The sequence below is a fragment of the Leclercia sp. 29361 genome (genome assembly GCF_011290365.1).
Classification (GTDB): domain Bacteria; phylum Pseudomonadota; class Gammaproteobacteria; order Enterobacterales; family Enterobacteriaceae; genus Enterobacter; species Enterobacter tamurae.
On record NZ_CP049786.1, the window covers coordinates 4,724,169 to 4,747,859 of the forward strand.

The window sequence follows — 23,691 nt, forward strand, 5'->3', positions numbered from 1 at the left end:
AGAGGTAATCCGGCGGCCAGTAGCCGCCGGATACACTGTTAATTTATACAGAACTACTGGTGATTATATCAGCGTGGTGAGGGATGCCAACCGTGAAATTTCGATGTGCGGCAGCAGGCGGCTGTCGGCGGTCTGCATCAGATCGGCCTTTTCCGGCTTGATCCAGCAGGCCTGCATCCCGCAGCGGATCGCCCCTGCGACGTCGGTGGTCAGGTCATCGCCCACGTGAAGAATTTCGCCCAGCGGCAGGCTGAGCTTCTCCGCCGCCAGATGGTACATATCGTTGAACGGCTTGGAGCGCCCGTGCGGGCCTGCGCGCAGCACAAACTCGAAGTAGTCACCCAGGCCGAACAGCTCTGGCTGGGCGTTGCCGTTGGTGATAGCCACCAGCGGCCACTTCTCTGCCAGTTTCGCCAGGGTATCGTGGGTCTCCTGCGGGACGTCGATGCGACTGCGCCACTGGGCAAAGTGCGCCATCGAGGCTTCCGCGCCCAGGGCGGCTTCGGCGGCGCTCAGGCCGGCGTTGAGCATCGCTTGCTCCACGGCACGGCGACGCCATTCGGTGACGTCGTGATAGATTTCTGGCTCGGTTTGCCGTAACGCCTGGCGCAGACGATGGAACTCTTTATTTTCCAGCGTTTTTAACGCCGGGTGGTAATTTTGCACAAACGTCAGCGCTTCCTGCTCGGTTCGCAGGATCACCTCGCGGTTGTCGTAAAGGGTGTCATCGAGGTCGAACGTCAGTGCTGAGATGTGGCCTAATGGACGATAAAAACGCATTATTTCCCCCGTTTGGCGCGTGGATGCGCCGCGTCGTACACCGAGGCAAGGTGTTGAAAATCAAGATGGGTATAGATTTGGGTGGTGGACAAATTGGCGTGGCCCAGCAGCTCCTGCACCCCACGCAAATCACCGCTGGACTCCAGCATGTGGGTGGCGAATGAGTGGCGCAGTTTATGCGGATGAACATGGCTGTTCAGCCCCTGCTTGATCCCCCACTCGGCAAAGCGTTTTTGCACATTACGCGCCGAGATGCGCTTCCCGAGCTTCGAGAGAAACAGCGCATTGTCTTCGGTGCCAAACAGCCCGCGCAGATCGAGCCAGTGCTCAATCCACGCCACGGCGTTGCGGCCAATGGGCAGGCGGCGCTCTTTACTGCCTTTGCCCATCACCCATACTTCACCAGTGTCCAGATCGAGGTGTTTGATATCGAGGTTCACCAGCTCGGAAAGACGTAACCCCGCGCCGTACATCACCTCCAGCATCGCCCGATCGCGCACCGCCAGCGGATCGTTAAGATCGATATCCAGCAGGCGGTTCACGTCATCGACGTCGATATTTTTTGGCAGATGGCGCGGCGCTTTTGGCGCGGCGATCCCTTTGGCCGGGTTGGCGTTGAGCTCGCCCTGACTTACCAGCCAGTCGAAGAAGCTGCGCAGGGCCGACAGACGCAGCGCGAGGCTGGCAGGACCAAGCCCTTTCCGGCGGCTGCGTACGGCAAAGGCGCGTATCGTGGCGGCATCACACTGCTGCCAGCTCTTCAGGCCGATCTCGTCAGCCAGCTGCATGATGGCATCAAGCTGACGCTGATAGTTGACCAGGGTGATCGGGCTGAGCTGGCGCTCAACGCCCAGATAGCGCAGAAAACGCGTGACGGCAGGGGCCAGCAGAGCATCGGTCATACGCGTTCAATCCAGCGCTCCAGCAGCTCGGGCAGCATCTGCGCGATCTCCTGTATCAGCTGTGTTCCTTGTCCCTGCTGATAGTGCTGCGGGTCGCGGCTGGTGAACAACATCACGCCGAGATCGCCATCGCGTCCCATCAGCGACATCGCCACTGAACCAATAGCTTTGGCCTCCGGCAGGACCACCAGCAGTTCCGGGCCATTCAGCGGCCCAAGATAGTGGTTCTCACATCCCATACGCTGAATGCGCACCGGCTCAAACGCCTGACGGTTTAACGCCAGATGGGTAAACCCGGAAGGTGCACCGATGCGCCAGCGATCCGGGAACAGGCGCAGGGTTGCCCCGGCCAGCCCCAGCTCGCGTGCCCAGCGATGCAAACGAAGCAGAAATTCGTCCAGGCTGCTGGCCGAGGCCAGTCGCGACTGCAGGTGCAGCAGACGCTGGAACAGGCCCTCATTACTGGTAGCCTGCTCCATCAGCAGCGAGATGTTCTCTTCAAGATGGTTGATATGATTGCGCGAACGCGCCATATGCCATTCGACCAGCGAGACCGTCCCACGAATTGGATGCGGCACGCGCATCTCTTCAACGACGCGTGCATTGCGAATGAAAAACTCAGGATGGCGCAGCAGATAATCAACAACCGCCCGGTCGTCCATCTCCGTCAGCGTTTCCTGCAGTTCTTCTCCTGGTTGTTTCATAGATGGATAAACCCGTCGTAGACTTGTGTTGCCGGGCCCGTCATATACAGCGGCTGGCCCGGGCCTTTCCAGGCGATATCAAGACGGCCGCCTGGTAAATCCACGCGTACCTCTTCCGCCAGTAAACCTTGTGCAATCCCCACCGCGACGGCCGCGCAGGCACCGCTGCCGCACGCCTGCGTCTCGCCTGCCCCGCGTTCAAAGACGCGCAGACGGATGTGCTCGCGAGTGATGACCTGCATAAATCCAATATTGGCGCGCTCAGGGAAACGTTCATGGCTTTCCAGCACCGGACCGAGCGTCTCAACGGGCGCGGTCGCGACGTCATCAACCTGAATCACGCAGTGCGGGTTCCCCATGGAGACCACGCCGCATAAGACTGTCTGCTCCGCGACGCGCATGATATAGGTCTTTTCCGCTTTGTTGGCGCGGAACGGCACCTGCGACGGCTCGAAGTTCGGCTCGCCCATATTCACGCGCACCAGCTCGTCGTCGGTAACGCTCAGCACCATGCGTCCATTGGCGGTACTGACGCGGATATCGCGCTTGTTGGTCAGCCCCTTCAGCCGGACAAAGCGGGCAAAACAGCGCGCACCGTTGCCACACTGGGAGACTTCGCTACCGTCAGCATTAAAGATGCGGTAGTGAAAATCGAGATCCGGATCGTAGGGCGGCTCAACCACCAGCAGCTGATCAAAGCCTACGCCGAGATGCCGATCGGCCAGACGGCGGATCAGCTCCGGAGAAAAGAAGACATTCTGCGTTACCGCGTCGACGACCATAAAATCATTGCCAAGGCCATGCATTTTAGAGAACTGCATCATTTACTCCATTGCGCGGTTCGCAACGCGCGTCAGTAATTTACCTGGCTTGGGCCGCCATTATCGCCGCGATCGTTACGATCTGGCATGGTGGTTTGTACGGGGCTTTGCGCTTTTTTGGTCGGTGGCGGCGCGGTCTTATCTGCCGGTGGGAAATAGAGCGGCCCTTTCAGACCACAGCCACTCAGGCTAAACAGTGCGAGGAGAACGGCAAGCGTTCCAAAAACGTTTTTCATTATCAGGTTGCCTGTAAGTTCATGCTTTCTGTTTTCTATCATCGCAGGAGAAGACACAAAAGCAAGAGTTTGCCGCTAACCTGCAACCGGAATTATTTAGCGTTATACTGCCGCCATCACGAAAAACAGGAACAGAACCATGAATGACAGTGAATTCCATCGCCTTGCCGATAACCTGTGGCAAACCATCGAAGAGCGTCTTGACGACTGGGATGGCGACAGCGACATCGATTGTGAAATCAACGGCGGCGTGCTGACCTTAAGCTTCGAAAACGGCAGCAAGATCATTATTAACCGTCAGGAACCGCTTCACCAGGTGTGGCTGGCCACTAAACAGGGCGGCTACCATTTCGATCTGAAGGGCGACGAGTGGATTTGCGATCGCAGCGGTGAAGCGTTCTGGGATCTGCTGGAGCAGGCCGCGACCGCGCAGTCAGGTGAGGAAGTGAGTTTCAGGTAGTTTTGTTGCCCGGTGGCGGCTACGCCTTACCGGGCCTACAAGGGCTCGAACCGTAGGCCGGATAAGCAAAGCGCATCCGGCTCAGCGACTCAGGAGAAATACTGCTGCAACAGCGGTGTCGCATCCTGATTGGCCGGTGCGGCGGCAATCACCTGGGTGCGGAACGGGATCACCTGCGCACGACCATCAACCTTCACAATCTGGTAGAACTGCGGCAGGTTGAAGTTGATAAAGCTTGAGCCGTAGGTGAAGCGGTCATGCGAAGACGAGTAGAAGCGGCTGACGTCGCGCACCAGCTCCTCTTTGCTACCTTCACAGTGGTGATACACTTCGGCGCGGTTGGTTTCATCAAGAATGTAGATATTGAAACCGGCATCATCGCCCGACTCTTCAAAGAAGAACTGAATAATCCCTTCGCTGGCAAAGCCATCCACCACCTGCGGCAGTTTGACGTGGTTGGTCTCAACCTGTACCGACAGACCATGCAGTTTGTTGTGGGAAATGGCGCCATAAAACTCGATGGCGTTTTCCAGCTTCTGCACTGAAACGTTCAGACGCTCAAAGAACAGACCCCAGGTCTGGCCGGAGACGCGCAGCGCTTTAAAGCGCCCGGTTTCCTGGCGGGTGCTGGAGAGACGCAGATCGATACACTCGGAGACCAGCTGCTGTACGCGGGTACGGATCAGGCCGCGCAGATGCTGGCTGTAACAGAACACCTCAACGCTGTCCGGCGGAGCGGCATCCTGGTGCATCTTGCCGAGAATGGTTTTCAGCGCTTCGATCATCGCCTGCTCGCCGTTGAAGTGCAGCGTACGCACTTCGTTCCACGAGTTGCGGTAGAGCAGATCGACGCTGCCCACCAGGCAGTTTTGCTGCTCGCCAAAGCTGAACACATCCAGCTTACGGAAATCGAAATGCACCACCTGATTGCGGAACGCCGCCGTCGGGTCATATTCCAGGTTGACGATAATCGCCAGATGGCGAATTTCGCACGGGCTGTAGAGCGCTTTCGGCGTCGGCGCAGGCAGGCGCAGCGGGAAGTGGTGCGACACGTCCGCGACCATCTCCTGCAGTTTGGCGAGATCGACGATCTCATTGCCCTTAATAAACAGGCGAGTACGTGACGTCAGCAGGCCATTAAACCAGGCCCAGGCCACCAGCTTGTTCAGATAGCGGTTATATTCCAGCGGCTGATGGCTGATGATCGAGTCCATGCTTGGCGCACGGTTGTACAGATACCACCCGGTGCGGTTCGCGCGGCCCGGCGGCACATAGATAAAGGTCAGGTTTGGTTCAGACAGGTCCGGCGAAATCTGTGGGTTCACCAGCGTCACTTTACCGGGCAGCGCTTCAAACGCGGCATACAGTTTACGGGTCAAAACACCGATATCCTGCGGGCTGGCGGAAACGCTGAGGTTGTTGCGACGGGCAAAGCGGATCAGGTTACGGTAGCTCTGCATCATGGCATCGAGCAGTTCGTTGTGGGCTTCACGCACCTGATCGATCTTCCAGTTGGCGCGGTTATCGAGCATCGACAGACGCTCTTCGTCCCATCCCCACTCTTTGACTAACTGACTGACCACTTCACGACGCCAGCCGACGCATGCGCGTTCGCGGCTGAGCTTTTCACAGACTTTGAGGTAGAAACATCGACGGACCAGATCCAGACGGGTCGGATCGTCGATGGCTTTCAGGTATTCAGTGACGCGCTCGAGCATCATGCAGTAGGCATCCAGACCGAAAGAGACGATCTCGCCATCATGCAGACGCTGTTTAATGTCTTTCGCCAGCAGGCGCGGCGTCGGGTATTCCCACGAGTAGGCTTCAAGCAGCAGCGTTTTCAGCACCGCTTTGTACGGGGAATCGATACTTTTATACAGCTGCCACAGGCTCGCACCGAAATACTCTTCGGCAGACAGCGAACTCAGGCCGCCCAGATCCAGCCACTCGTTTGGCGTCAGGACCCCCTGGGCGTAGAGCTTCATGACGTAATCGTCGTAATGCTCTTCTTCGTCACACGGCACCATACTCCAGAGAATACGCTTCCCGGCCAGGCGCACCGCGGTACGGTAAAACTCATCCAGCAACAAGATGTGCTGCGTCGAGCCGCAGTCCTCACCACCCAGACTGCCGCTTTCATTATGGCGGAAACGGTTTTCATCAATCAGGAAGAAGCTCACTTCCACACCGAGCGAGGCCGCCCAGCTCTCCAGCAGGCTGCATTTACGCTGCAGCAGCTGACGCTCGTCGTTATCGAGCCAGGATTGATGGCAGACCCAGATATCCAGATCCGAGGAACAGCTTTGCCCTACCGAAGAGGTACTGCCCATGGTATAGACGCCGGTGATCGGCAGTTCCCCTTTCGGGGACTCCTGCGGCGGCATGCCACGGTAGAGCTCCAGCTCTTTCAGGTAGTGTTCTTGGGTTTCATCAGGCGTGAAAAGGCAGATGCCCTGGGGAACGTTACCGTCGAGGTAACCCGGCATCAGTGGGTGGTGATAGTGCAACAATGTCGGCAGAAGACTGTAAACCTGCTGGAAAGCAGGACCCATCGCAGCAAGCGCGCGATCGACACGCAGTTGGTTGATGGCATCCAGTCTCTGTTTCAGAGTCTCAATATAGAGGTACAAGACGTATCGCCTGATGTTCAGAAAGCACTAATCCTCACCAGGACCGAGGATTACGCGTTCACAGTATTTCGAAAGTAACCGTCGCCCTTTTTCGCCCTTATCTTTATGGTCTCGGAGACGAAAAAATGGTCTAAAACGTGATCAATTTAACACCTTGCCGTTTGACCGTAAAGAAAGATGCGCTACATACAAGTGTAGCACCGTTCTGTACGTGTAAATTCCTGAATACGGCAGCAGGCAACCTCTCTCGCTGCCCTGTCCTGAACCCCTCAACGTCCGTAAACCTGACACTCCCAGGACAACAATGTTAGGATGGTCAGTAGATGATTAAGACGGTAACAAGCATGTTAGACAATGTTTTAAGAATTGCCACACGCCAGAGCCCCCTCGCGCTATGGCAGGCACATTATGTGAAGCAGCGCCTCGAAGCCTGCCATGCGGGCCTGCGTGTTGAGCTGGTGCCGATGGTGACGCGCGGCGATGTCATTCTTGATACACCGCTGGCAAAAGTGGGCGGTAAAGGCCTGTTCGTCAAAGAGCTGGAGCTGGCCCTGCTTGAGGATCGCGCCGATATCGCCGTCCACTCCATGAAGGACGTGCCGGTTGATTTCCCTGAGGGGCTGGGCCTGGTCACCATTTGCGAGCGCGACGATCCGCGCGATGCCTTTGTGTCAAACCGCTACGACTCGCTGGAAGCCCTGCCCCAGGGCAGCATCGTTGGCACGTCAAGTTTACGCCGCCAGTGTCAGCTGGCCGAGTCGCGCCCGGATCTGGTGATCCGCTCGCTGCGCGGTAACGTCGGTACCCGTCTTGGCAAGCTGGATAACGGTGAGTACGACGCCATCATTCTGGCGGTTGCCGGTCTGAAACGCCTGGATCTGGAGTCACGCATTAAGGTGGCATTGCCTCCGGAGCAGTCGCTGCCGGCCGTGGGCCAAGGCGCGGTGGGCATTGAGTGCCGCCTCGACGATACCCGCACCCATGCGCTGCTGGCACCGCTCAATCACCATGAGACCGCGATCCGCGTCCAGGCCGAGCGCGCCATGAACACCCGCCTTGAAGGGGGATGCCAGGTTCCGATTGGCAGCTATGCTGAATTAATTGATGGCGAACTGTGGCTGCGTGCGCTGGTTGGCGCGCCGGACGGTTCGCAGATGGTGCGCGGCGAACGTCGTGGTCATCCCCAGGATGCAGAACAGCTGGGTATTTCCCTGGCAGAAGAGCTATTGAACAACGGCGCCCGTGAAATTCTTGCGGAAGTCTATAATGGAGAACCCCCGGCATGAGTATTCTCGTCACCCGCCCTTCTCCCGCAGGAGATCAGTTAGTGAGCCGTCTGCGCACACTGGGGCAGGTGGCGTGGAGCTTTCCGCTGATTGAGTTCTCTCCGGGCCGGGAGCTTCCCCTGCTCGCCGGGCATCTTGCCGCGCTGCAGGAGGGTGACATGCTGTTTGCCCTGTCACAGCATGCGGTGGAGTTTGCCCACGCCCGGCTGCAACAGGACGGCCAGCGCTGGCCGGATGCGCCACGCTATTTTGCCATCGGCAGAACCACCGCCCTGGCGCTGCATACCGAAAGTGGCAAAGACATTCGCTATCCGCTGGATCGGGAAATCAGCGAAGTGTTGCTACAATTACCTGAATTACAAACCGTTGTGGGGAAGCGCGCCCTGATTTTGCGCGGCAACGGAGGGCGAGAACTGCTGGGCGACACGCTGCGTGAGCGCGGAGCAGAAGTGACATTTTGTGAATGTTATCAACGTTGTAATAAACATTATGACGGTGCGGAAGAGGCGATGCGCTGGCAGTCTCGCGGCGTTACCACCCTGGTGGTGACCAGCGGCGAAATGTTGCAACACCTCTGGTCGCTGATCCCACAATGGTATCGTGAAAACTGGTTACTCCGCTGTCGGCTTCTGGTCGTCAGTGAGCGTCTGGCGAACCTCGCCCGGGAACTGGGCTGGCAAGATATTCGGATCGCTGATAACGCCGACAACGATGCGCTGCTGCGCGCATTACAATAACTCTCATAATGGGAAGCCATAATGACGGAACAAGAAAAATCCTCCGCCGTGGTTGAAGAGACCAGGGAGACTGTGGACACCACGCCACAGCCAGAAACGACAGAGAAAAAACATGGCAGCAATAAAACCAGTCTGGCGTTAAGCGCGATTGCTATCGCCATTGCGCTGGCCGCAGGCATCGGCCTGTACGGTCTGGTGAAAAAACAAGCCACCGACCAGACCGCCGCCCGCGATGCGCTGGTGACCCAGGTTACCGCCCTGCAACAGGCCCAGCAGACGCAGAAAGCCGAGCTGGATTCGGTGATCAAGCAGCAGGCAGCCCAGCTGGCTGACGCCAACCGCCAGCAGGCGGAGCTGACGAAGCAGCTGGATGAGATGCAGCAGAAAGTGGCAACCATTTCCGGCACCGACGCTAAAACCTGGCTGCTGGCGCAGGCTGATTTCCTGGTCAAACTGGCCGGACGCAAGCTGTGGAGCGATCAGGATGTCACCACCGCCGCCGCGCTGCTGAAAAGCGCCGACGCCAGCCTGGGCGACATGAACGACCCAAGCCTGATCACCGCCCGCCGCGCGCTCACTCAGGATATCGCCAGCCTGGGGACCGTTTCGCAGGTGGACTACGACGGCATTATTCTGAAAGTGAATCAGCTGTCGAACCAGATCGATAACCTGCGTCTGGCAGACAATAACGACGACGATTCCCCTATGGACTCCGACAGCAGCGAACTTTCCAGCTCGCTGAGCGAGTGGCGTATCAACCTGCAGAAAAGCTGGCAGAACTTTATGGACAGCTTCATCACCGTCCGCCGTCGCGATGAGACCACCGTGCCGCTGTTAGCCCCGAATCAGGATGTCTATCTGCGCGAAAACCTGCGCTCGCGTCTGCTGGTGGCCGCTCAGGCGGTACCTCGCCATCAGGAAGAGACCTATAAGCAGGCGCTGGATAACGTTTCGACCTGGGTGCGCGCTTACTACGATACTGACGATGCCACCACCACGGCCTTCCTCGAAGATGTGGACAAGCTGAGCCAACAGAACATCACCATGAACGTACCGGATAAGCTGGAAAGCCAGCCGATTCTGGAGAAGCTGATGCAGACGCGCGTGCGCAACCTGCTGGCACAGCCGGGCGTGGCCGCAGAGCAAGCTCCCGCTTCCGCTCCGGCCCCTGACAGCGCGCCACAAGGAGAGTAATTATGTTGAAAGTCTTATTACTCTTCGCACTGTTGCTCGCCGGGATCGTGCTTGGTCCTATGCTGGCGGGTCATCAGGGTTACGTGCTGATCCAGACCGATAACTACAATATCGAAACCAGCGTCACCGGACTGGTGATCATTCTGATCCTGGTGATGGTGGCGTTTCTGGCGATCGAGTGGATCCTACGCCGCATCTTCCGTACCGGAGCCCATACCCGCAGCTGGTTTGTCGGCCGCAAACGCCGTCGCGCCCGCAAGCAGACCGAACAGGCGCTGCTCAAGCTGGCCGAAGGCGACTATCAGCAGGTTGAGAAGCTGATGTCGAAGAACGCCGACCATGCAGAGCAACCGGTGGTCAACTACCTGCTGGCGGCCGAAGCGGCCCAGCAGCGCGGCGACGAAGTACGCGCCAATCAGCATCTGGAGCGCGCCTCCGAACTGGCCGAAAACGATCCGATCCCGGTAGAGATCACCCGGGTGCGTCTGCAGCTGGCGCGTAACGAAAACCATGCCGCCCGACACGGCGTCGATCGTCTGCTGGAGATCGCCCCGCGTCATCCGGAGGTTCTGCGTCTGGCTGAGCAGGCCTATATCCGCACCGGCGCCTGGGGCTCGCTGCTGGACATCATTCCGTCGATGGCAAAAGCAGACGTGGTTGACGATGAGCAGCGCGACGACCTGCAACGTCAGGCCTGGATTGGTCTGATGGACCAGGCCCGCGCCGATCAGGGCAGCGATGGCCTGAAGGCCTGGTGGAAAAATCAGAGCCGCAAAACGCGTCAGCAGGTGCCACTGCAGGTAGCGATGGCGGAGCACCTGATTGAGTGTGACGATCACGATACCGCGCAGAGCATCATTCTTGATGGTCTGAAGCGCCAGTATGACGATCGGCTGGTGATGGTGATCCCGCGTCTGAAAACCAATAACCCGGAACAGATCGAGAAGATGCTCCGCCAGCAGATCAAAACCGTGGGCGATCGTCCACTACTGTGGAGCACCCTGGGTCAGTCCCTGGCCAGACATGGCGAATGGAAAGAGGCCAGCCTCGCCTTCCGCGCCGCGTTAAAACAGCGCCCGGATGCGTTCGACTACGCCTGGCTGGCGGATACCCTGGACAAGCTGCATCTGCCAGAGGAAGCCGCCGCGATGCGTCGCGATGGCCTGCTGCTGACATTGCAGAACAATCCCCCACAGCAGTAATTGCACAGGAGGCCTGACGGCCTCCTTTTTTATTTGCTACATTCTTTGCATCATCTTCATGAGACCGCCTCCGCCAATGTAACGACCTCCTTTCATTAAACATTTTTCCTGCACACGCCTTTGCGGCGTGGACTTACTTGTTTTTGAAAGGATCGTTTCATGAACACGCTTTTATCTGCGCTTATTCGCGCGCTCCGCAGCCATCGCTGGCTGCGCCTGCTGGCCTGCGCTTTTCTGTTTACCTCTGTGGGGAATGGCTTAACCCAGGTGATGGTCTTTGGCCTGCTGCTGGACTGGCAGGCTCCCGCCTCTTTACTGACCCTGGCTTACCTGTTTGCCACGCTGCCGGGATTTCTTGGCAGCCTCGTCGGGGAGAAGCTCTGTATGCGCTTTTCGCCTATCCGTCTGCTGGTCCTGACCGAGTGGCTGGGTCTGCTCGCCCTGCTGTTTCCCCTGCTGGGCATTCAGTTTCACAGTATGGTGGCGCTGCTGGCGGTACAATCCACCGAGGCTTTTCTGGCAGGCATGAGCTGGCCTGCCCTGACTTTGCTGTTCCGACGGGGATTATCCGAAGACGAGCTGCCTGCGGCGACGTGCCTGGAGACGATGATCTTTGCTTCGCAGGTGCTGCTGGGAACCGGGCTGGGTATGGTACTGTTTCATCATCTGCCCGCTCTGGCACTGCTGGGGCTCGACGCGCTCACTTTTGTGGGCTCCTTGCTGATGCTGATCCTCGCCGGCAGCGCCTTGCCTTCTCTGGCACCTGAGCAGGCAGCGGAAACCGAAAGACCGGTGACGGTGCACTGGCAAACGCTGGCCCCGCTGCAAAAACGCAGCCTGTTATTGCTCCCCGCGCTCGCCGCCGTGGGGTCGCCCGCCATGGCGCTGCTGCCTGCTCTGGCGCAACAGATTGAACCGGATGATGCTGCCGGGCTGGCCCTGCCCCTTCTCTTTGCCCGCAGTATGGGGCAGCTGTGCGGCCCGCTGCTGCTGAAAAGAGAGAACCTGTCCCGCTACGCCAGACAAAACCGTCTCCTGTTGACCTGCCTCGGAATTTTTTTATTCGCTTACGGGACGATCCCTCTGTTATCGGGGACGCAAGCGCTGGGGGTGGTGTTTATTGCCCATCTGGCCTCGAACATCGTTTTTGCGGTGGGTACCTTTAGCCTGCTGAGCAGCTTTCAGGCCAGCCAGGTCTCCTCTGCCAGCGGCAAGGCGTGGCGATGGCAGACTGCCAGCGCGTCACTCTTTACCTGCACCACGGCGCTGGTGGCTGATGTGCTGGGGCCGCTGCAGGCGCTGTACGGCGTGTCGGGCTGTGCCTTGCTGATGGTGGTGGGGATCCTGACGCGCTACTGCAGATAAGGCATAAAAAAACGCCTGCTAAAAAGCAGGCGTTAAACAGGTCTGTTCGACAACTTGTGGTGCTTCACTCAACGTTATGTCCATGGTGTTTGATGAGGCCGAAGCGACATCTGTCGGTGGACGATAAGCACCGTAAATGGCTCTGCATCATTCCGGGGTTTATGAGGCACTAAGGCGAACATAAGAGATGGAATGAGCATCTACACGTATATTATTGCACGCAACGTGCCAACGTTGCACAGGGAAGTTGTCCGATCTCCAACTTTTTAAGATAAAAGGAAATTATGCCATTCAGGCAGATTACGGGCGGCTGGATAAGGCGGGAGCGCGGGCAAAGTGTCTCCTGAAAACGACACCCCGGCACAGAAAGGGATATATTGCTATTTTTCATGGTGTTAAGTGTCACTTATTCACGACAGACCGGGATATCGTTGTCGGCAATTAGCAACAGAGGGGAGGAATAGCAGAAAACAAAAAACCCCGCCGAAGCGGGGTTCAAAATTGGTCGGCGAGAGAGGATTCGAACCTCCGACCCACTGGTCCCAAACCAGTTGCGCTACCAAGCTGCGCTACTCGCCGTTGTACTGCTTTTTTGAATTTTTAGTTCAATTCATTAAAAGTCGTGGTGCGAGGGGGGGGACTCGAACCCCCACATCCTAAGGACACTAACACCTGAAGCTAGCGCGTCTACCAATTCCGCCACCTTCGCAATTCACAACTTTTCAAATAATGGGGTGGCTAATGGGACTCGAACCCACGACAACTGGAATCACAATCCAGGGCTCTACCAACTGAGCTATAGCCACCACAACTTTATTCTTTCACGCGGTTCTGCCTACTTCACAGACCACCGCAGCTCTAGCACCGGGTAAAATGGTGCGCCCGACAGGATTCGAACCTGAGACCTCTGCCTCCGGAGGGCAGCGCTCTATCCAGCTGAGCTACGGGCGCTTAGCGCCGTTGCGGGGCTGGATATTACGGAGGTCTCGGTCTGCTGTCTAGTGCTTTTTCAAAATAAATGCGCGTTTGATTACAGTTTGCGCACTTTGCCGCATATTACTGCGTTTTGCCACTTTCGACGTGTCGTCCCAGGCCAAAAAGCTTATATCCCAGGCTCACGGCAGCGATAAATATCATCCCGACATACAGCGACATGCGAGTGTCTTCATTGAAATACATGCCGATCAGCACGCAGATCAGGAAAGCCATGGTCAGATAGTTCGCCCATGGGAACAGAATGGAGCGGAACGGATGGCTGGCGATCGCTTTCTTATGTGCCTGACGGAAACGTAGCTGGCTAATCAGGATCACAAACCACGGCACCATTCCCGGCAGAACGCTGGCGCTGTACACGTAGACAAAGACGCGCTGCGGGTTCGGGATGATGTAGTTCAGGCATGATCCCACCAGCAGGATGGCAATTGAGATGGCCACTCCCGCCACCGGTACTCCCGCACGGGAGACTTTGCCTACCGCCGCCGGAAGCTGGCGATTTTTCGCCAGGGCATAAAGCATACGCCCGCAGCTGTACATGCCGCTGTTACAGCCGGACAGTGCCGCCGTCAGCACCACAAAGTTGATAATGCCTGCCGCCGCGGTAATACCGATTTTGGCGAAGGTCAGCACAAACGGGCTGCCGGTGGTGCCAATCTGGTTCCACGGGAAGATAGTGACGATGACGAAAATCGCGCCCACATAGAAGATCAGGATACGCCACAGCACTTTGCCTACCGCGCTGCGCAGAGTCACCTGCGGGTTTTTGGCTTCGCCAGCGGTGATGCCGATCAGCTCAACGCCCTGATAGGACGCCACCACGATGCACAGCGCCGTCAGGAAGCCCTTCCAGCCGCCAGCAAAGAAGCCGCCGTGCTCGGTCAGATTGCCAAAGCCAATCGCCTGCCCACCGTTGCCAAAACCAAAGAAGATAACCCCTACCCCGATGACGATCATGACGATGATGGTGGTGACTTTGATCATCGCGAACCAGAATTCAATCTCACCGTACAGACGCACGGCCGCGAGGTTGGCCAGTGCCACCAGCCCCACGGCGATCAGCGCGGGTATCCATTGCGCCATCTCCGGGAACCAGAACTGCACATAGACTCCGATGGCGGTGATCTCCGATATCCCGACCGCCATCCACATAAACCAGTAGGACCAGGCCGTGAGATAGCCAAAGAACGGGCTCATGTAGCGATGAGCGTAGACGGCGAACGAACCGGCAACCGGCTCAAGGAACAGCATTTCGCCCATCGAGCGCATGATAAAGAAGACGAACAGCCCGGCGATGATATACGCCAGCAGGACCGACGGCCCCGCCCATTTCAGGGTACTGGCGGAGCCCATAAACAGGCCCACGCCAATCGTCCCGCCCAGGGCGATAAGTTCGATATGACGAGCTTCCAGCCCACGCTGAAGCTCCGGTTTTTTCTCTGCCATAAATCCTCGGTTGTGCTTGCGACTCTCCCGGCCTGAGCCGGTTATTGTTATAGGTACAGATGTGCTATCACGGGCTGTGCGATATGGACCGTTTATATTAACGGTTGATGCAAAAACAGCCTGATACGGTAGTGCGGGGAGGAATGGTTTCTTAAATTGGGCGAAATGGCAAACGATGCGTTAAAAAAATGAATGTATTGCACAGAAAAGCAGCAGATTTGCAGGCAGGTTGCAGCGCGACCAGCAGATCGCGCTGCAAATAAGAGATTAAAGCCGACCGGAGTAGTGCCAGCCGAGATAACGCAGCAGACGCAGCTGGCGGCTGATGCGGCTGGGCTGTGATAACAGGCGATACAGCCACTCCAGCCCCAGGTTCTGCCAGACCTTTGGTGCCCGCTTCACATGGCCGGTAAAGACGTCGTAGGTGCCGCCCACCCCCATGTACAGCGCGTCCGGGTAGACCTGACGGCAGTCGCGCATCAGGATCTCCTGACGCGGGGAGCCCATCGCCACGGTGACAATCTTCGCCCCACTGTCACGAATCCGGGCAAACAGCGCCTGCTGCTGCTCGGCGTTGAAGTAACCGTCCTGGCTGCCGACGATATTTACCTGCCACTGGGTCCGCAGCTTCTGCTCGGTTTGCGCCAGAATCTCCGGCTTGCCGCCGATGAGGAACACCGGCGTGCCGTCTGCACCCGCTCGTGCCATCAGCGCTTCCCAGAGGTCGGCCCCTGCCACACGGGAGATGTTGGCATCCGGGTATTTCTTACGCACCGAGCGCACTACGCTTATCCCATCAGCGTATTTAAACTCTGCCGCCTCAATGAGCTCCCGCACCTGAGCGTTGTCCTCAATGGTAAGCATTTTTTCTGCATTGATGGCCACCAGCGTGCCGGTTTTAATCCTGTCACCGGCGCAGAGATAGTCCAGCGCATGTTGCATATCACGCCAGCCGATCAGCTTCAGGCCCCGCAGGTCATACTGCGGCGCAGAGGTATTGTCAGTCATTATTATCCTTACTCAGACTCGCGAAAGCGCCCTGCCGTTTGCCGGTTCGCGCTTGTGCACTAACCCGGCGCTGTCGAACAGCCAGTACAGCAGCTTCGCCATCAGCAGACAGGCGCCAAAAACCACCATGAAAAAGACCACGCGGGAGACGAACGAATCCAGTCCTTCTCGCGCCAGCACGATCATATTGAAAATGGCACCGAAACAGAAACTATGCAAAATCGCTGCCTTATAGCGATTGGTCTCCTGATTGCCCAGTGTATAAAGCCAGTCAAACCATTTGATAATCAGCCCCACGGCGATTGCCCCGGGCAGGATAAACCAGCCGCCGCCCATCACTACCAGCGAGCCGATCAGCGTCGGGGAAATCGCCAGCCCGGAGTGGTTGTTCAGCACTTCCCAGGTAAAGTAGTTGGCGGTGTTCAGGACCACGCCCGGCCTGTCCGGCCATAGCCAGGTGGGGATAAAGACATAAAAATCACGCACGATGGGCGCCAGCCCCTGGAAGTCGATTTTGTCGTAGTTTTGCAGCAGCAGGGCCAGATTCTCCCACGGCGAGAAGGTATCGCGGGTGAGGTACAGGAAGGTGTAAAACGCCTCATCGCCGCTGACGTCCATGCCATAGCGTTTCAGCGCCAGCCAGAACATGCCTACGATCCCCATTACACCTGCAGCGGCCAGCATCCACAGCGAGATCCAGCCGCGAATGATGCCGATAAACAGGAAGATGGCGAAGGCGATAATGATGTTGGCTCGCGTGCCGCCGACAATCATGTAGGTCAGCAGACCAAACGCCACGGTGCTGACGAGGAAAAACAGCCACGCCCGGGCATTCTGGCGCAGAAAATAGATCACCAGCATCGCCGGAATAAAGAAGTAGAAGAAGCGCTTGAGTGCCACCCCGGAGACTTCGCTGGAGAAAATCTGACTGTAGGAGTGCAGCTTAAACAGCAAAAAGCCGTTATGCATAAAGAAGATACCGACGGTGACCAGCGCAATCCCCATCAGCATCATCCATGTCAGATGGGTCTCGACCCGGTTCATGGTAAACAGAGGCCGTCGCTCAGCGCCAGAGCGGGCGGGCTTCAGCCGCGTTTTATAGGCAACGTAGTACACCCCATAGAAGCAGGTGGCTGACAGCAGCGCCTGCATCAGGATCTCCGGTGGCACGACGGCCACATCGAAGCGGAATACCAGCATGCTGGTCAGCGGGAAGCCAAAGTAAAAGGTCAGCAGAAACAGCAGCGAGAAAAAGACGTTGAAGTTAAAACGCACCCGCCGGAACTCGAACCAGGTCAGGGTCGCGATAAACAGCGCGCTCAGAAGCCAGATGACCAACAGGCCGCTAAATTGCAACTGGCTCATGTTTTCTCCCCTGAGGCGATCCGCAGCGCCTGATGCCACGGCGTGAGGTAGTTCGGGCTAAAGAAGTCGATGGCGTGCTTATCCACCTGCGTCAGCTGTCGCTGCGCTTCACGCACCACTCCTTCATTCAGGTCGTCGGTGGTGAACAGCACCGGAATGTGCTGCTCCGCCATATCCTGCCAGAACGGGTTGTCGCGGTTAAGCACGCACGGTACGCCCGCCTGGATCAGCAGACACAGCGTGCCAATCCCCTGCTGACGCGCGAAGATGAAGTAGCCCAGATCGCACTGGCGCAGCAAGGCGAGGTAGTCGTCAAAGGCCAGCTTATCGCTGAGGATCTGCAGATTCTCCGGGCTAAACAGCGCCAGCCCGCTCTGACGGACTTCATCGATGTACGCCGCGTTATTAGCAGGATAGCCCATGGGCACGATCACGTTGACCGTATCGCCAAACTGCTGATGCACCGCCTTCAGTGCCGCAATATGCTCGTTGCTGCGGTCTCCGGAGTTGCCCACCAGAATCGTCAGCTTGCCCTCGCGTTTCACGTCACTGGCTAAGCCGTTCAGGGCGGGATCCATGCGGGTCGGGAAATAGAGCAGCTCACCGCGGACGTTCGGATGACGTTGGGCGAAATAGTTCAGATCGCCGCGGGTGGCAAAGATACAGCCCACGCGCCCCTGCGCCATGCGACGCAGCGGGTAGAAGAGACGGAACTTCCAGCCCTGGGAGACTTCATACAGGTCTGCGCCCCAGATATGCCAGTTAAACTGCGCGGGCTTGATGCCCCCGCTCAGCAGCGCCAGCCACAGGCCGGTATTGAACTGCCCGTGGAAAAAGAAACGCTGCTGGCGATCCGCTTTGGCTTTGGCGATCACCGCGTTGGCAAGCGATGCTTTGTCCGGCCAGAAAGTGAGATTCAGTGCCGGGCAGGCGGCGCTGAGGCCGGTATCCTTCCCCGCCACCATAAATTCGCGCGCATGCACGCTGCCGGGGGCCAGCTCATCATTAAAGAACCGCAGTACGGTCTGGTTATGGTGTGGGATATCCGATCCCAGGACGTGAATCAGTGCAGTCATGCGCGTTTATGCCAAAGTAAAAAGACGCCGCAACAGGCAGCAAAATAGACAATGTAGGTGGCCATATAGGCCTGAGCCGCACCCAGCGCGCCGTGCGCGGGGATCAGCCAGTGAGAGAACGCCGTCAGCAACGTGAACTGGCTGATTTCCGCCAGGATATAGAGCTTTAACGAGGCTTTAGCGATCACCAGATAGCCAAAGACGTAAGCGCCTACTTTCAGCACATCGCCCACCAGCTGCCAGGCGAACAAATCGCGCATCGCGGTAAACTTGTCGGAGAACAGCAGCCAGATGGCGACATCACGCAGCAGCCAGACGGTAAAGCTGGCCGCCGCCACTGCCGGTAAGACGAAGCGCAGGGAGCGGAGTATCTCGCGGGTGATCTCCTGCCGGGCGGTAAGTCGCGACAGGGTTGGTAGCAGGTAGACGCTAAAGGAGGCAGTAATAAACTGCAGATAGGCATCCGAGATGCTGCTGACCCCTTGCCAGATCCCTACCTCATCCCAGCTGTAGTGCGCTGCCAGCAGGTTTCGCATCATCACATAGGCCACCGGCAGAGTGACGGAGGTGATAAGCACCATCAGGGTAAATTTACCCAGCTGTCCTGCGAGGAGCTTGTCCCATTTCGGCTTGAGATAGTGCAGCGGAATCGTGCCTCTGCGCATCAGCATCACCGCCGCCGGGATCACCACCAGCGCCGGAACCAGCGCCAGCCCCAGCAGCGCGCCTTCGTAGCCGCCGAGACGATAGCAGGCGTAGTAGGCGACGACCCCAATCAGGCTACCAACAATCAGCGCCAGGGCATTGCCGGCGGCATCGCGGAAGCCCTTCATCAGCGCCAGCAGCAGGTTCGCCCAGGCGATGCCCATCTGCACTAACGCCACCAGCCGCACCAGGCCCTGATAACCCGTATGACCAAACAGCCCCTGGCTGATGGGCGCGGCCGCCAGTAAAAAGATCACCGCCAGCAGGGTGGAAAAGCCCAGCACCATCGCTGAGGATGTCCCGACCACCATGCGTAATTGCGCCTTATCATCATGATATTGCGCGACGTACTTGGTGACGCCGTTGAAGATCCCCGCCCCGGCCAGCACGCCCAGCACGGTAACCAGCTGACGGAAGTTACCCGCCTGTCCGACACCAGAAGGGCCAAATGAGACCGCCAGCAGTTTGACGACCAGCAGTCCTGTGCCGATCTTGACGAGTGTGGACGCGGCGGTCCACACCGATGCTTTCGCCAGAGACATATCAGCCGAAATAACTCAGAAGGGTATTAATGACCGTGCGCTGGTTGACCGCAGCGAGGTTATAGAACAGCGGCAAGCGGAGTAACCGCTCACTTTCTTTGGTAGTGAAGCGATCTTCACCCACGAACTGGCCAAAGGCTTCACCGGCCGGGCTGGAGTGCAGCGGAATGTAGTGGAACACCGCCAGGATCTCAGCCTCTTTCAGGTACGCGATCAGCTCGCTGCGATCGTCGTTATCCCGCAGCTTGATGTAGAACATATGCGCGTTATGCACGCAGTCCGCAGGGATAGTCGGCAGCTCGATACGGCCTTTGCGCGCCAGCGGGGCCAGCGCATCGTAATAGGTCTGCCACAGCGCCAGGCGCTGCTGGTTGATGCGGTCTGCCGCCTCCAGCTGGGCCCATAGATACGCGGCCTGCAGATCCGCCATCAGGTAACTGGAGCCGATATCGCGCCAGGTGTACTTATCCACCTGCCCACGGAAGAACTGGCTGCGGTTAGTGCCTTTCTCGCGGATGATCTCCGCGCGCTCCACCAGGGCGCGATCGTTAATCAGGGTCGCGCCGCCTTCACCGCCTGCGGTGTAGTTTTTGGTTTCGTGGAAGCTAAAGCAGCCGATATGCCCGATGGTACCCAGGGCGCGGCCTTTGTAGGTGGACATCACGCCCTGCGCAGCATCTTCCACCACATACAGGTTGTGCTTTTTGGCGATCGCCATGATGGTGTCCATCTCACAGGCCACACCGGCATAGTGCACCGGCACGATGGCGCGGGTCTTGTCGGTGATTGCCGCTTCAATCAGCTTCTCGTCAATGTTCATGGTATCCGGGCGGACATCCACGAAGACGATTTTCGCCCCGCGCAGCACGAAGGCGTTGGCGGTGGAGACGAAGGTGTAGCTCGGCATGATCACTTCATCGCCAGCACCGATGTCCAGCAGCAGGGCTGCCATCTCCAGCGAGGCGGTGCAGGACGGGGTCAGCAGGACTTTCGCGCTCTGAAAACGCTGCTCCATCCACTGCTGGCAACGACGCGTGTAGCCGCCATCACCACAGAGTTTGCCGCTGCCCATCGCAGACTGCATGTAATCAAGTTCGGTGCCCACCACAGGAGGCGCATTAAATGGGATCATCTTGTCACCTGTATAGCCAGTAAGCGGTGGTTTCGATGTTGCCGCCGCTGGCGATATAACGTTTAAGCGCGGCGGTGTTGCCCATCTGGGTCGCCACCCGCAAAGTAGAAAGCTGCTGTTGCTGAGCCCAGCACAGCGCCGCCTGCATTAACCGCTCCCCCATGCCACGCCCGGCCAGCAGGCCAATACGCGCCTCGGTGTCATTCAGTTTACGCAGGGAGACAAACCCCTGGATGGCGCCATCCGGCGCACGGAACACCAGGCAGAGATGGTCGAAACTGCCTTTTACCGCATTTTCGATCCACTGGGCATAGAAGCGACCGCTGTCGTCCGGGGCGTACCAGGGCGTGCGAAAGCGGCTCTGCGCAAACGCCTGAGCGGCTAGCTGGCGCAGCGCCGGGATATCCTGCTCCGTGGCGATCTCCGCTCCAGGACACGCATGCTGCGTCACCGCGATCGCGAGATCGACTTCACCTTCCACCAGCCTGAAGCCCTGCTGCTGGAGGGCATCCAGCCAGTCGGCCCGGGTGGCCGGAATTTTGGCCTGCACACGTTGCCAGGCGGCTAAATCATCAGCCGCCAGCAACGGGGCGTTATCAGCCAGGCGCACAATGGCCGTGGGCAGGGAGAAAAACTGACTTTCCCAGTCCAGCGGCTGTAATTCGCCACGCAACTGCATCAGCGCCAGACACCTTTGGTATCAACGATAAATTCCTGACGCACGGCATCGCCCGAAATCGCTTTAAACTCGTTATGATCCACCAGCAGTACCAGCACATCGGCGGTGGCCAGCGCATCATCCACACGCGTCAGGGTGCAGTGTCCAGCCAGCTTGTTCGGCAGCTCATGGATATTGGGTTCAACCACCTGGGTTTCACCGCTGTGCCAGTCGGCAATCATCTCAGCAATTTCCATCGCCGGGCTTTCACGCAGATCGTCAATGTTCGGCTTAAAGGCGAGACCAAAACAGGCGATGGTCACCTCGTTCGCCCGCTTGCCGCTCTGCGTCAGGTAATCCGCCACCGTGGCTTTCACCTGGTTCAGCACCCAGTGCGGTTTGCTGTCGTTCACTTCGCGGGCCGTACGGATCAGGCGCGCCTGCTGCGGGTTCTGCGCCACGATAAACCACGGGTCGACCGCGATACAGTGGCCGCCTACGCCCGGACCAGGTTGCAGGATATTGACGCGCGGATGGCGGTTCGCCAGACGAATCAATTCCCAGACGTTAATTTCCTGATCGGCGCAAATCAGCGACAGTTCATTGGCAAACGCGATGTTGACGTCGCGGAAGCTGTTTTCCGTCAGCTTGCACATCTCGGCGGTACGGGAGTTGGTCACCACGCACTCGCCTTCGAGGAAGATGTTATACAGCTCGCTGGCGCGGGCGGAACAGACCGGGGTCATGCCGCCTATCACGCGATCGTTTTTAATCAGTTCGACCATCACCTGCCCCGGCAGCACGCGCTCCGGGCAGTAGGCGACGTTAATATCCGCCTGCTCGCCCGCCTGCTGTGGGAAAGTCAGATCCGGACGCGCCTCGGCCAGCCACTGTGCCATCTGCTCGGTGGCACCCACCGGGGAGGTCGACTCCAGGATCACCAGGGCGCCTTTTTTCAGCACTGGGGCGATGGATTTGGCAGCTGCCTCGACATACACCATATCCGGCTCATGATCGCCTTTGAATGGCGTTGGCACGGCAATCAGATAGGCATCGGCGGTCACTGGCGTGGTACTGGCTTTCAGGTATCCGCCTTCAACAGCTATTTTCACCACGTTGTCGAGATCCGACTCAACAATATGAATTTCACCCCTGTTGATCGTCGCAACCACATGCTGGTTGATATCCACACCCACTACCTGTTTTTGACGGGAGGCAAATGCCGCCGCCGTTGGCAGCCCAATGTAGCCAAGACCAATGACGGAAATGGTAGTAAAACTCATAGCGATACCTGATTGTGTTTAAGTGCGTGCAAAATACGGTCACAGGCCTGGCCATCACCATACGGATTATGGGCCCGGCTCATGGCCTGATACTCTTCGTTGTTATGTAGCAGGCGCGTCACCTCTTCCACGATGGTTCGTGAATCAGTACCCACCAGCCGCACCGTTCCGGCTTTGACCGCTTCCGGTCGCTCGGTGGTTTCACGCATCACCAGCACCGGTTTTCCCAGTGAAGGCGCCTCTTCCTGAATGCCGCCAGAGTCAGTCAGGATCAGCCAGGCGTGATTCATCAGCCAGACGAAAGGCAGATAGTCCTGCGGCTCAATAAGGATGACGTTTTCAACGTGCCCCAGGATGCGGTTGACCGGCTCACTGACGTTGGGATTCAGGTGAACCGGATAGACAATCTGCACATCTTCATTAAGTGCTGCGATCTCCGCCAGCGCATGGCAGATTTGCTCGAAGCCCTGACCAAAGCTTTCCCGACGGTGTCCGGTGACCAGGATCATCTTTTTGCCAGTAGCCAGGAAAGGATACCGCTCCGCCAGTTCGCCACGCAGGGTGTCACTCGCCTGCACCCGGTCGCGCACCCGGATCAGGGCATCGATCACCGTGTTGCCGGTGACAAAGATATGCTGGTCGTTAACGTTCTCGCGCAGCAGGTTCTGCCGGGAGTTCTCCGTCGGCGCGAAGTGGTACATCGCCAGATGCCCGGTCAGGGTACGATTCGCCTCTTCAGGCCAGGGGGAGGAGAGATCGCCGGTACGTAATCCGGCTTCGACATGCCCCACCGGAATACGCTGATAGAACGCCGCCAGGCTGGTGGCGATGGTGGTGGTGGTATCTCCATGCACCAGCACGACATCAGGCTTAAACGACTCAAGAATAGGTTTTAACCCTTCCAGAATACGGCAGGTAATTTCAGTTAATCCTTGTCCCGGCTTCATAATATTGAGGTCGTAATCGGGAACAATAGAAAAGAGGTTAAGGACCTGATCCAGCATCTCCCGATGCTGTGCGGTAACGCAAACTTTCGCCTCAAAATAAGGGTCGCTTGCCAGCGCATGAACCAGGGGCGCCATCTTGATGGCTTCCGGCCTCGTACCAAAGACGGTTAGTACTTTCACATCGATTCTCTTCGATTAAGCGATGAAGGCCATAAGCCT

The 23,691-nt window shown here is 57.8% G+C and carries 21 protein-coding genes and 4 tRNA genes; 6 read left to right on the forward strand and 19 right to left on the reverse strand.

Annotation, left to right across the window (positions count from 1 at the left end):
• Positions 1-63: 63 nt before the first annotated feature.
• From yigB to G7090_RS22630, 5 genes are read right to left on the reverse strand one after another with little or no spacing between them, the layout of a single operon-like run.
• Complete coding sequence (gene yigB / locus G7090_RS22610) at positions 64-780, reverse strand: 5-amino-6-(5-phospho-D-ribitylamino)uracil phosphatase YigB (RefSeq protein WP_166184711.1); 717 nt, start codon at positions 778-780, stop codon at positions 64-66.
• Positions 780-1,682 carry a tyrosine recombinase XerC gene (gene xerC, locus G7090_RS22615; RefSeq protein ID WP_166184714.1) on the reverse strand — a complete coding sequence of 301 codons (903 nt, stop codon included), beginning with the start codon at positions 1,680-1,682 and terminating at the stop codon, positions 780-782. Before xerC ends, yigB begins: the two co-directional genes overlap by 1 nt.
• Positions 1,679-2,386, reverse strand: coding sequence for a DUF484 domain-containing protein (locus tag G7090_RS22620; RefSeq protein WP_106995929.1), 708 nt, complete (start codon positions 2,384-2,386; stop codon positions 1,679-1,681). Before G7090_RS22620 ends, xerC begins: the two co-directional genes overlap by 4 nt.
• Positions 2,383-3,207 carry a diaminopimelate epimerase gene (gene dapF, locus G7090_RS22625; protein ID WP_106995930.1) on the reverse strand — a complete coding sequence of 275 codons (825 nt, stop codon included), beginning with the start codon at positions 3,205-3,207 and terminating at the stop codon, positions 2,383-2,385. The genes G7090_RS22620 and dapF overlap by 4 nt, the downstream gene beginning before the upstream one ends.
• A 32-nt stretch (positions 3,208-3,239) precedes the next feature.
• On the reverse strand, positions 3,240-3,443 hold the full coding sequence (locus G7090_RS22630; protein WP_106995931.1) for a lipoprotein: 204 nt from the start codon (positions 3,441-3,443) through the stop codon (positions 3,240-3,242).
• A gap of 139 nt (positions 3,444-3,582) precedes the next feature.
• Here G7090_RS22630 and cyaY point away from each other — a divergent pair, with 139 nt between their 5' ends.
• Positions 3,583-3,903 carry an iron donor protein CyaY gene (gene cyaY / locus G7090_RS22635; RefSeq protein WP_106995932.1) on the forward strand — a complete coding sequence of 107 codons (321 nt, stop codon included), beginning with the start codon at positions 3,583-3,585 and terminating at the stop codon, positions 3,901-3,903.
• An 89-nt stretch (positions 3,904-3,992) separates the two neighbouring features.
• Here the strand turns inward: cyaY and cyaA are convergent, their stop codons facing one another.
• The gene (gene cyaA, locus G7090_RS22640) at positions 3,993-6,533 is read right to left on the reverse strand and encodes a class I adenylate cyclase (protein WP_106995933.1); all 2,541 of its coding nucleotides are present in this window, start codon (positions 6,531-6,533) and stop codon (positions 3,993-3,995) included.
• A gap of 344 nt (positions 6,534-6,877) precedes the next feature.
• On the opposite strand from cyaA, the gene hemC reads away from it, so the two are divergent.
• The 5 genes from hemC to G7090_RS22665 all read left to right on the forward strand — a co-directional run bounded on the left by hemC (position 6,878) and on the right by G7090_RS22665 (position 12,317).
• Positions 6,878-7,819, forward strand: a complete 942-nt coding sequence (gene hemC, locus G7090_RS22645; RefSeq protein ID WP_166184717.1) for a hydroxymethylbilane synthase — start codon at positions 6,878-6,880, stop codon at positions 7,817-7,819.
• A complete protein-coding gene (gene hemD, locus G7090_RS22650) occupies positions 7,816-8,556 on the forward strand; it encodes a uroporphyrinogen-III synthase (protein WP_166184720.1) in 741 nt (246 codons plus the stop codon). The genes hemC and hemD overlap by 4 nt, the downstream gene beginning before the upstream one ends.
• Positions 8,557-8,577: 21 nt before the next feature.
• Positions 8,578-9,750 (forward strand): uroporphyrinogen-III C-methyltransferase, encoded by a 1,173-nt coding sequence (hemX, locus tag G7090_RS22655; RefSeq protein WP_166184723.1) that lies wholly within the window; start codon positions 8,578-8,580, stop codon positions 9,748-9,750.
• A gap of 2 nt (positions 9,751-9,752) precedes the next feature.
• Positions 9,753-10,952 carry a protoheme IX biogenesis protein HemY gene (gene hemY / locus G7090_RS22660; RefSeq protein WP_166184726.1) on the forward strand — a complete coding sequence of 400 codons (1,200 nt, stop codon included), beginning with the start codon at positions 9,753-9,755 and terminating at the stop codon, positions 10,950-10,952.
• 159 nt (positions 10,953-11,111) lie between these two features.
• The gene (locus G7090_RS22665; protein WP_166184728.1) at positions 11,112-12,317 is read left to right on the forward strand and encodes an MFS transporter; all 1,206 of its coding nucleotides are present in this window, start codon (positions 11,112-11,114) and stop codon (positions 12,315-12,317) included.
• 502 nt (positions 12,318-12,819) lie between these two features.
• Here the strand turns inward: G7090_RS22665 and G7090_RS22670 are convergent.
• The 13 genes from G7090_RS22670 to wecB form a co-directional block, all read right to left on the reverse strand.
• Positions 12,820-12,896 (reverse strand) — tRNA-Pro (locus G7090_RS22670).
• Between the two features lie 44 nt (positions 12,897-12,940).
• Positions 12,941-13,026: transfer RNA gene (locus G7090_RS22675), tRNA-Leu, on the reverse strand.
• Positions 13,027-13,047: 21 nt separating this feature from the next.
• Positions 13,048-13,123, reverse strand: a tRNA-His gene (locus G7090_RS22680).
• Between the two features lie 68 nt (positions 13,124-13,191).
• Positions 13,192-13,268 (reverse strand) — tRNA-Arg (locus tag G7090_RS22685).
• 105 nt (positions 13,269-13,373) lie between these two features.
• Positions 13,374-14,756: an amino acid permease gene (locus tag G7090_RS22690; protein ID WP_166184731.1), complete on the reverse strand. Its 1,383-nt coding sequence runs from the start codon at positions 14,754-14,756 to the stop codon at positions 13,374-13,376.
• A gap of 267 nt (positions 14,757-15,023) precedes the next feature.
• Positions 15,024-15,764 (reverse strand): lipopolysaccharide N-acetylmannosaminouronosyltransferase, encoded by a 741-nt coding sequence (gene wecG / locus G7090_RS22695; RefSeq protein ID WP_166184734.1) that lies wholly within the window; start codon positions 15,762-15,764, stop codon positions 15,024-15,026.
• 12 nt (positions 15,765-15,776) lie between these two features.
• A complete protein-coding gene (gene wzyE, locus G7090_RS22700; RefSeq protein ID WP_166184737.1) occupies positions 15,777-17,129 on the reverse strand; it encodes an ECA oligosaccharide polymerase in 1,353 nt (450 codons plus the stop codon).
• Positions 17,126-18,205 carry a TDP-N-acetylfucosamine:lipid II N-acetylfucosaminyltransferase gene (locus G7090_RS22705; RefSeq protein WP_166184740.1) on the reverse strand — a complete coding sequence of 360 codons (1,080 nt, stop codon included), beginning with the start codon at positions 18,203-18,205 and terminating at the stop codon, positions 17,126-17,128. The genes wzyE and G7090_RS22705 overlap by 4 nt, the downstream gene beginning before the upstream one ends.
• Positions 18,202-19,452, reverse strand: coding sequence for a lipid III flippase WzxE (gene wzxE / locus G7090_RS22710; RefSeq protein WP_166184743.1), 1,251 nt, complete (start codon positions 19,450-19,452; stop codon positions 18,202-18,204). Before wzxE ends, G7090_RS22705 begins: the two co-directional genes overlap by 4 nt.
• Before the next feature lies 1 nt (position 19,453).
• Positions 19,454-20,584 (reverse strand): dTDP-4-amino-4,6-dideoxygalactose transaminase, encoded by a 1,131-nt coding sequence (rffA, locus tag G7090_RS22715; RefSeq protein ID WP_166184746.1) that lies wholly within the window; start codon positions 20,582-20,584, stop codon positions 19,454-19,456.
• 4 nt (positions 20,585-20,588) lie between these two features.
• Positions 20,589-21,263 carry a dTDP-4-amino-4,6-dideoxy-D-galactose acyltransferase gene (rffC, locus tag G7090_RS22720; RefSeq protein WP_371811754.1) on the reverse strand — a complete coding sequence of 225 codons (675 nt, stop codon included), beginning with the start codon at positions 21,261-21,263 and terminating at the stop codon, positions 20,589-20,591.
• Entirely contained in the window at positions 21,263-22,525 is a 1,263-nt protein-coding gene (wecC, locus tag G7090_RS22725; RefSeq protein ID WP_166184750.1) for a UDP-N-acetyl-D-mannosamine dehydrogenase, read from the reverse strand. The genes rffC and wecC overlap by 1 nt, the downstream gene beginning before the upstream one ends.
• Positions 22,522-23,652, reverse strand: coding sequence for a non-hydrolyzing UDP-N-acetylglucosamine 2-epimerase (gene wecB / locus G7090_RS22730; RefSeq protein WP_166184753.1), 1,131 nt, complete (start codon positions 23,650-23,652; stop codon positions 22,522-22,524). Before wecB ends, wecC begins: the two co-directional genes overlap by 4 nt.
• Between the last annotated feature and the right edge of the window lie 39 nt (positions 23,653-23,691).

Coding starts and splice junctions, on each gene's coding strand:
- yigB (WP_166184711.1), bottom strand. CDS start 780: ATGCGTTTTTATCGTCCATTAGGCCACATCTCAGCACTGACGTTCGAC.
- xerC (WP_166184714.1), bottom strand. CDS start 1,682: ATGACCGATGCTCTGCTGGCCCCTGCCGTCACGCGTTTTCTGCGCTAT.
- G7090_RS22620 (WP_106995929.1), bottom strand. CDS start 2,386: ATGAAACAACCAGGAGAAGAACTGCAGGAAACGCTGACGGAGATGGAC.
- dapF (WP_106995930.1), bottom strand. CDS start 3,207: ATGCAGTTCTCTAAAATGCATGGCCTTGGCAATGATTTTATGGTCGTC.
- G7090_RS22630 (WP_106995931.1), bottom strand. CDS start 3,443: ATGAAAAACGTTTTTGGAACGCTTGCCGTTCTCCTCGCACTGTTTAGC.
- cyaY (WP_106995932.1), top strand. CDS start 3,583: ATGAATGACAGTGAATTCCATCGCCTTGCCGATAACCTGTGGCAAACC.
- hemC (WP_166184717.1), top strand. CDS start 6,878: ATGTTAGACAATGTTTTAAGAATTGCCACACGCCAGAGCCCCCTCGCG.
- hemD (WP_166184720.1), top strand. CDS start 7,816: ATGAGTATTCTCGTCACCCGCCCTTCTCCCGCAGGAGATCAGTTAGTG.
- hemX (WP_166184723.1), top strand. CDS start 8,578: ATGACGGAACAAGAAAAATCCTCCGCCGTGGTTGAAGAGACCAGGGAG.
- hemY (WP_166184726.1), top strand. CDS start 9,753: ATGTTGAAAGTCTTATTACTCTTCGCACTGTTGCTCGCCGGGATCGTG.
- G7090_RS22665 (WP_166184728.1), top strand. CDS start 11,112: ATGAACACGCTTTTATCTGCGCTTATTCGCGCGCTCCGCAGCCATCGC.
- G7090_RS22690 (WP_166184731.1), bottom strand. CDS start 14,756: ATGGCAGAGAAAAAACCGGAGCTTCAGCGTGGGCTGGAAGCTCGTCAT.
- wecG (WP_166184734.1), bottom strand. CDS start 15,764: ATGACTGACAATACCTCTGCGCCGCAGTATGACCTGCGGGGCCTGAAG.
- wzyE (WP_166184737.1), bottom strand. CDS start 17,129: ATGAGCCAGTTGCAATTTAGCGGCCTGTTGGTCATCTGGCTTCTGAGC.
- G7090_RS22705 (WP_166184740.1), bottom strand. CDS start 18,205: ATGACTGCACTGATTCACGTCCTGGGATCGGATATCCCACACCATAAC.
- wzxE (WP_166184743.1), bottom strand. CDS start 19,452: ATGTCTCTGGCGAAAGCATCGGTGTGGACCGCCGCGTCCACACTCGTC.
- rffA (WP_166184746.1), bottom strand. CDS start 20,584: ATGATCCCATTTAATGCGCCTCCTGTGGTGGGCACCGAACTTGATTAC.
- rffC (WP_371811754.1), bottom strand. CDS start 21,263: ATGCAGTTGCGTGGCGAATTACAGCCGCTGGACTGGGAAAGTCAGTTT.
- wecC (WP_166184750.1), bottom strand. CDS start 22,525: ATGAGTTTTACTACCATTTCCGTCATTGGTCTTGGCTACATTGGGCTG.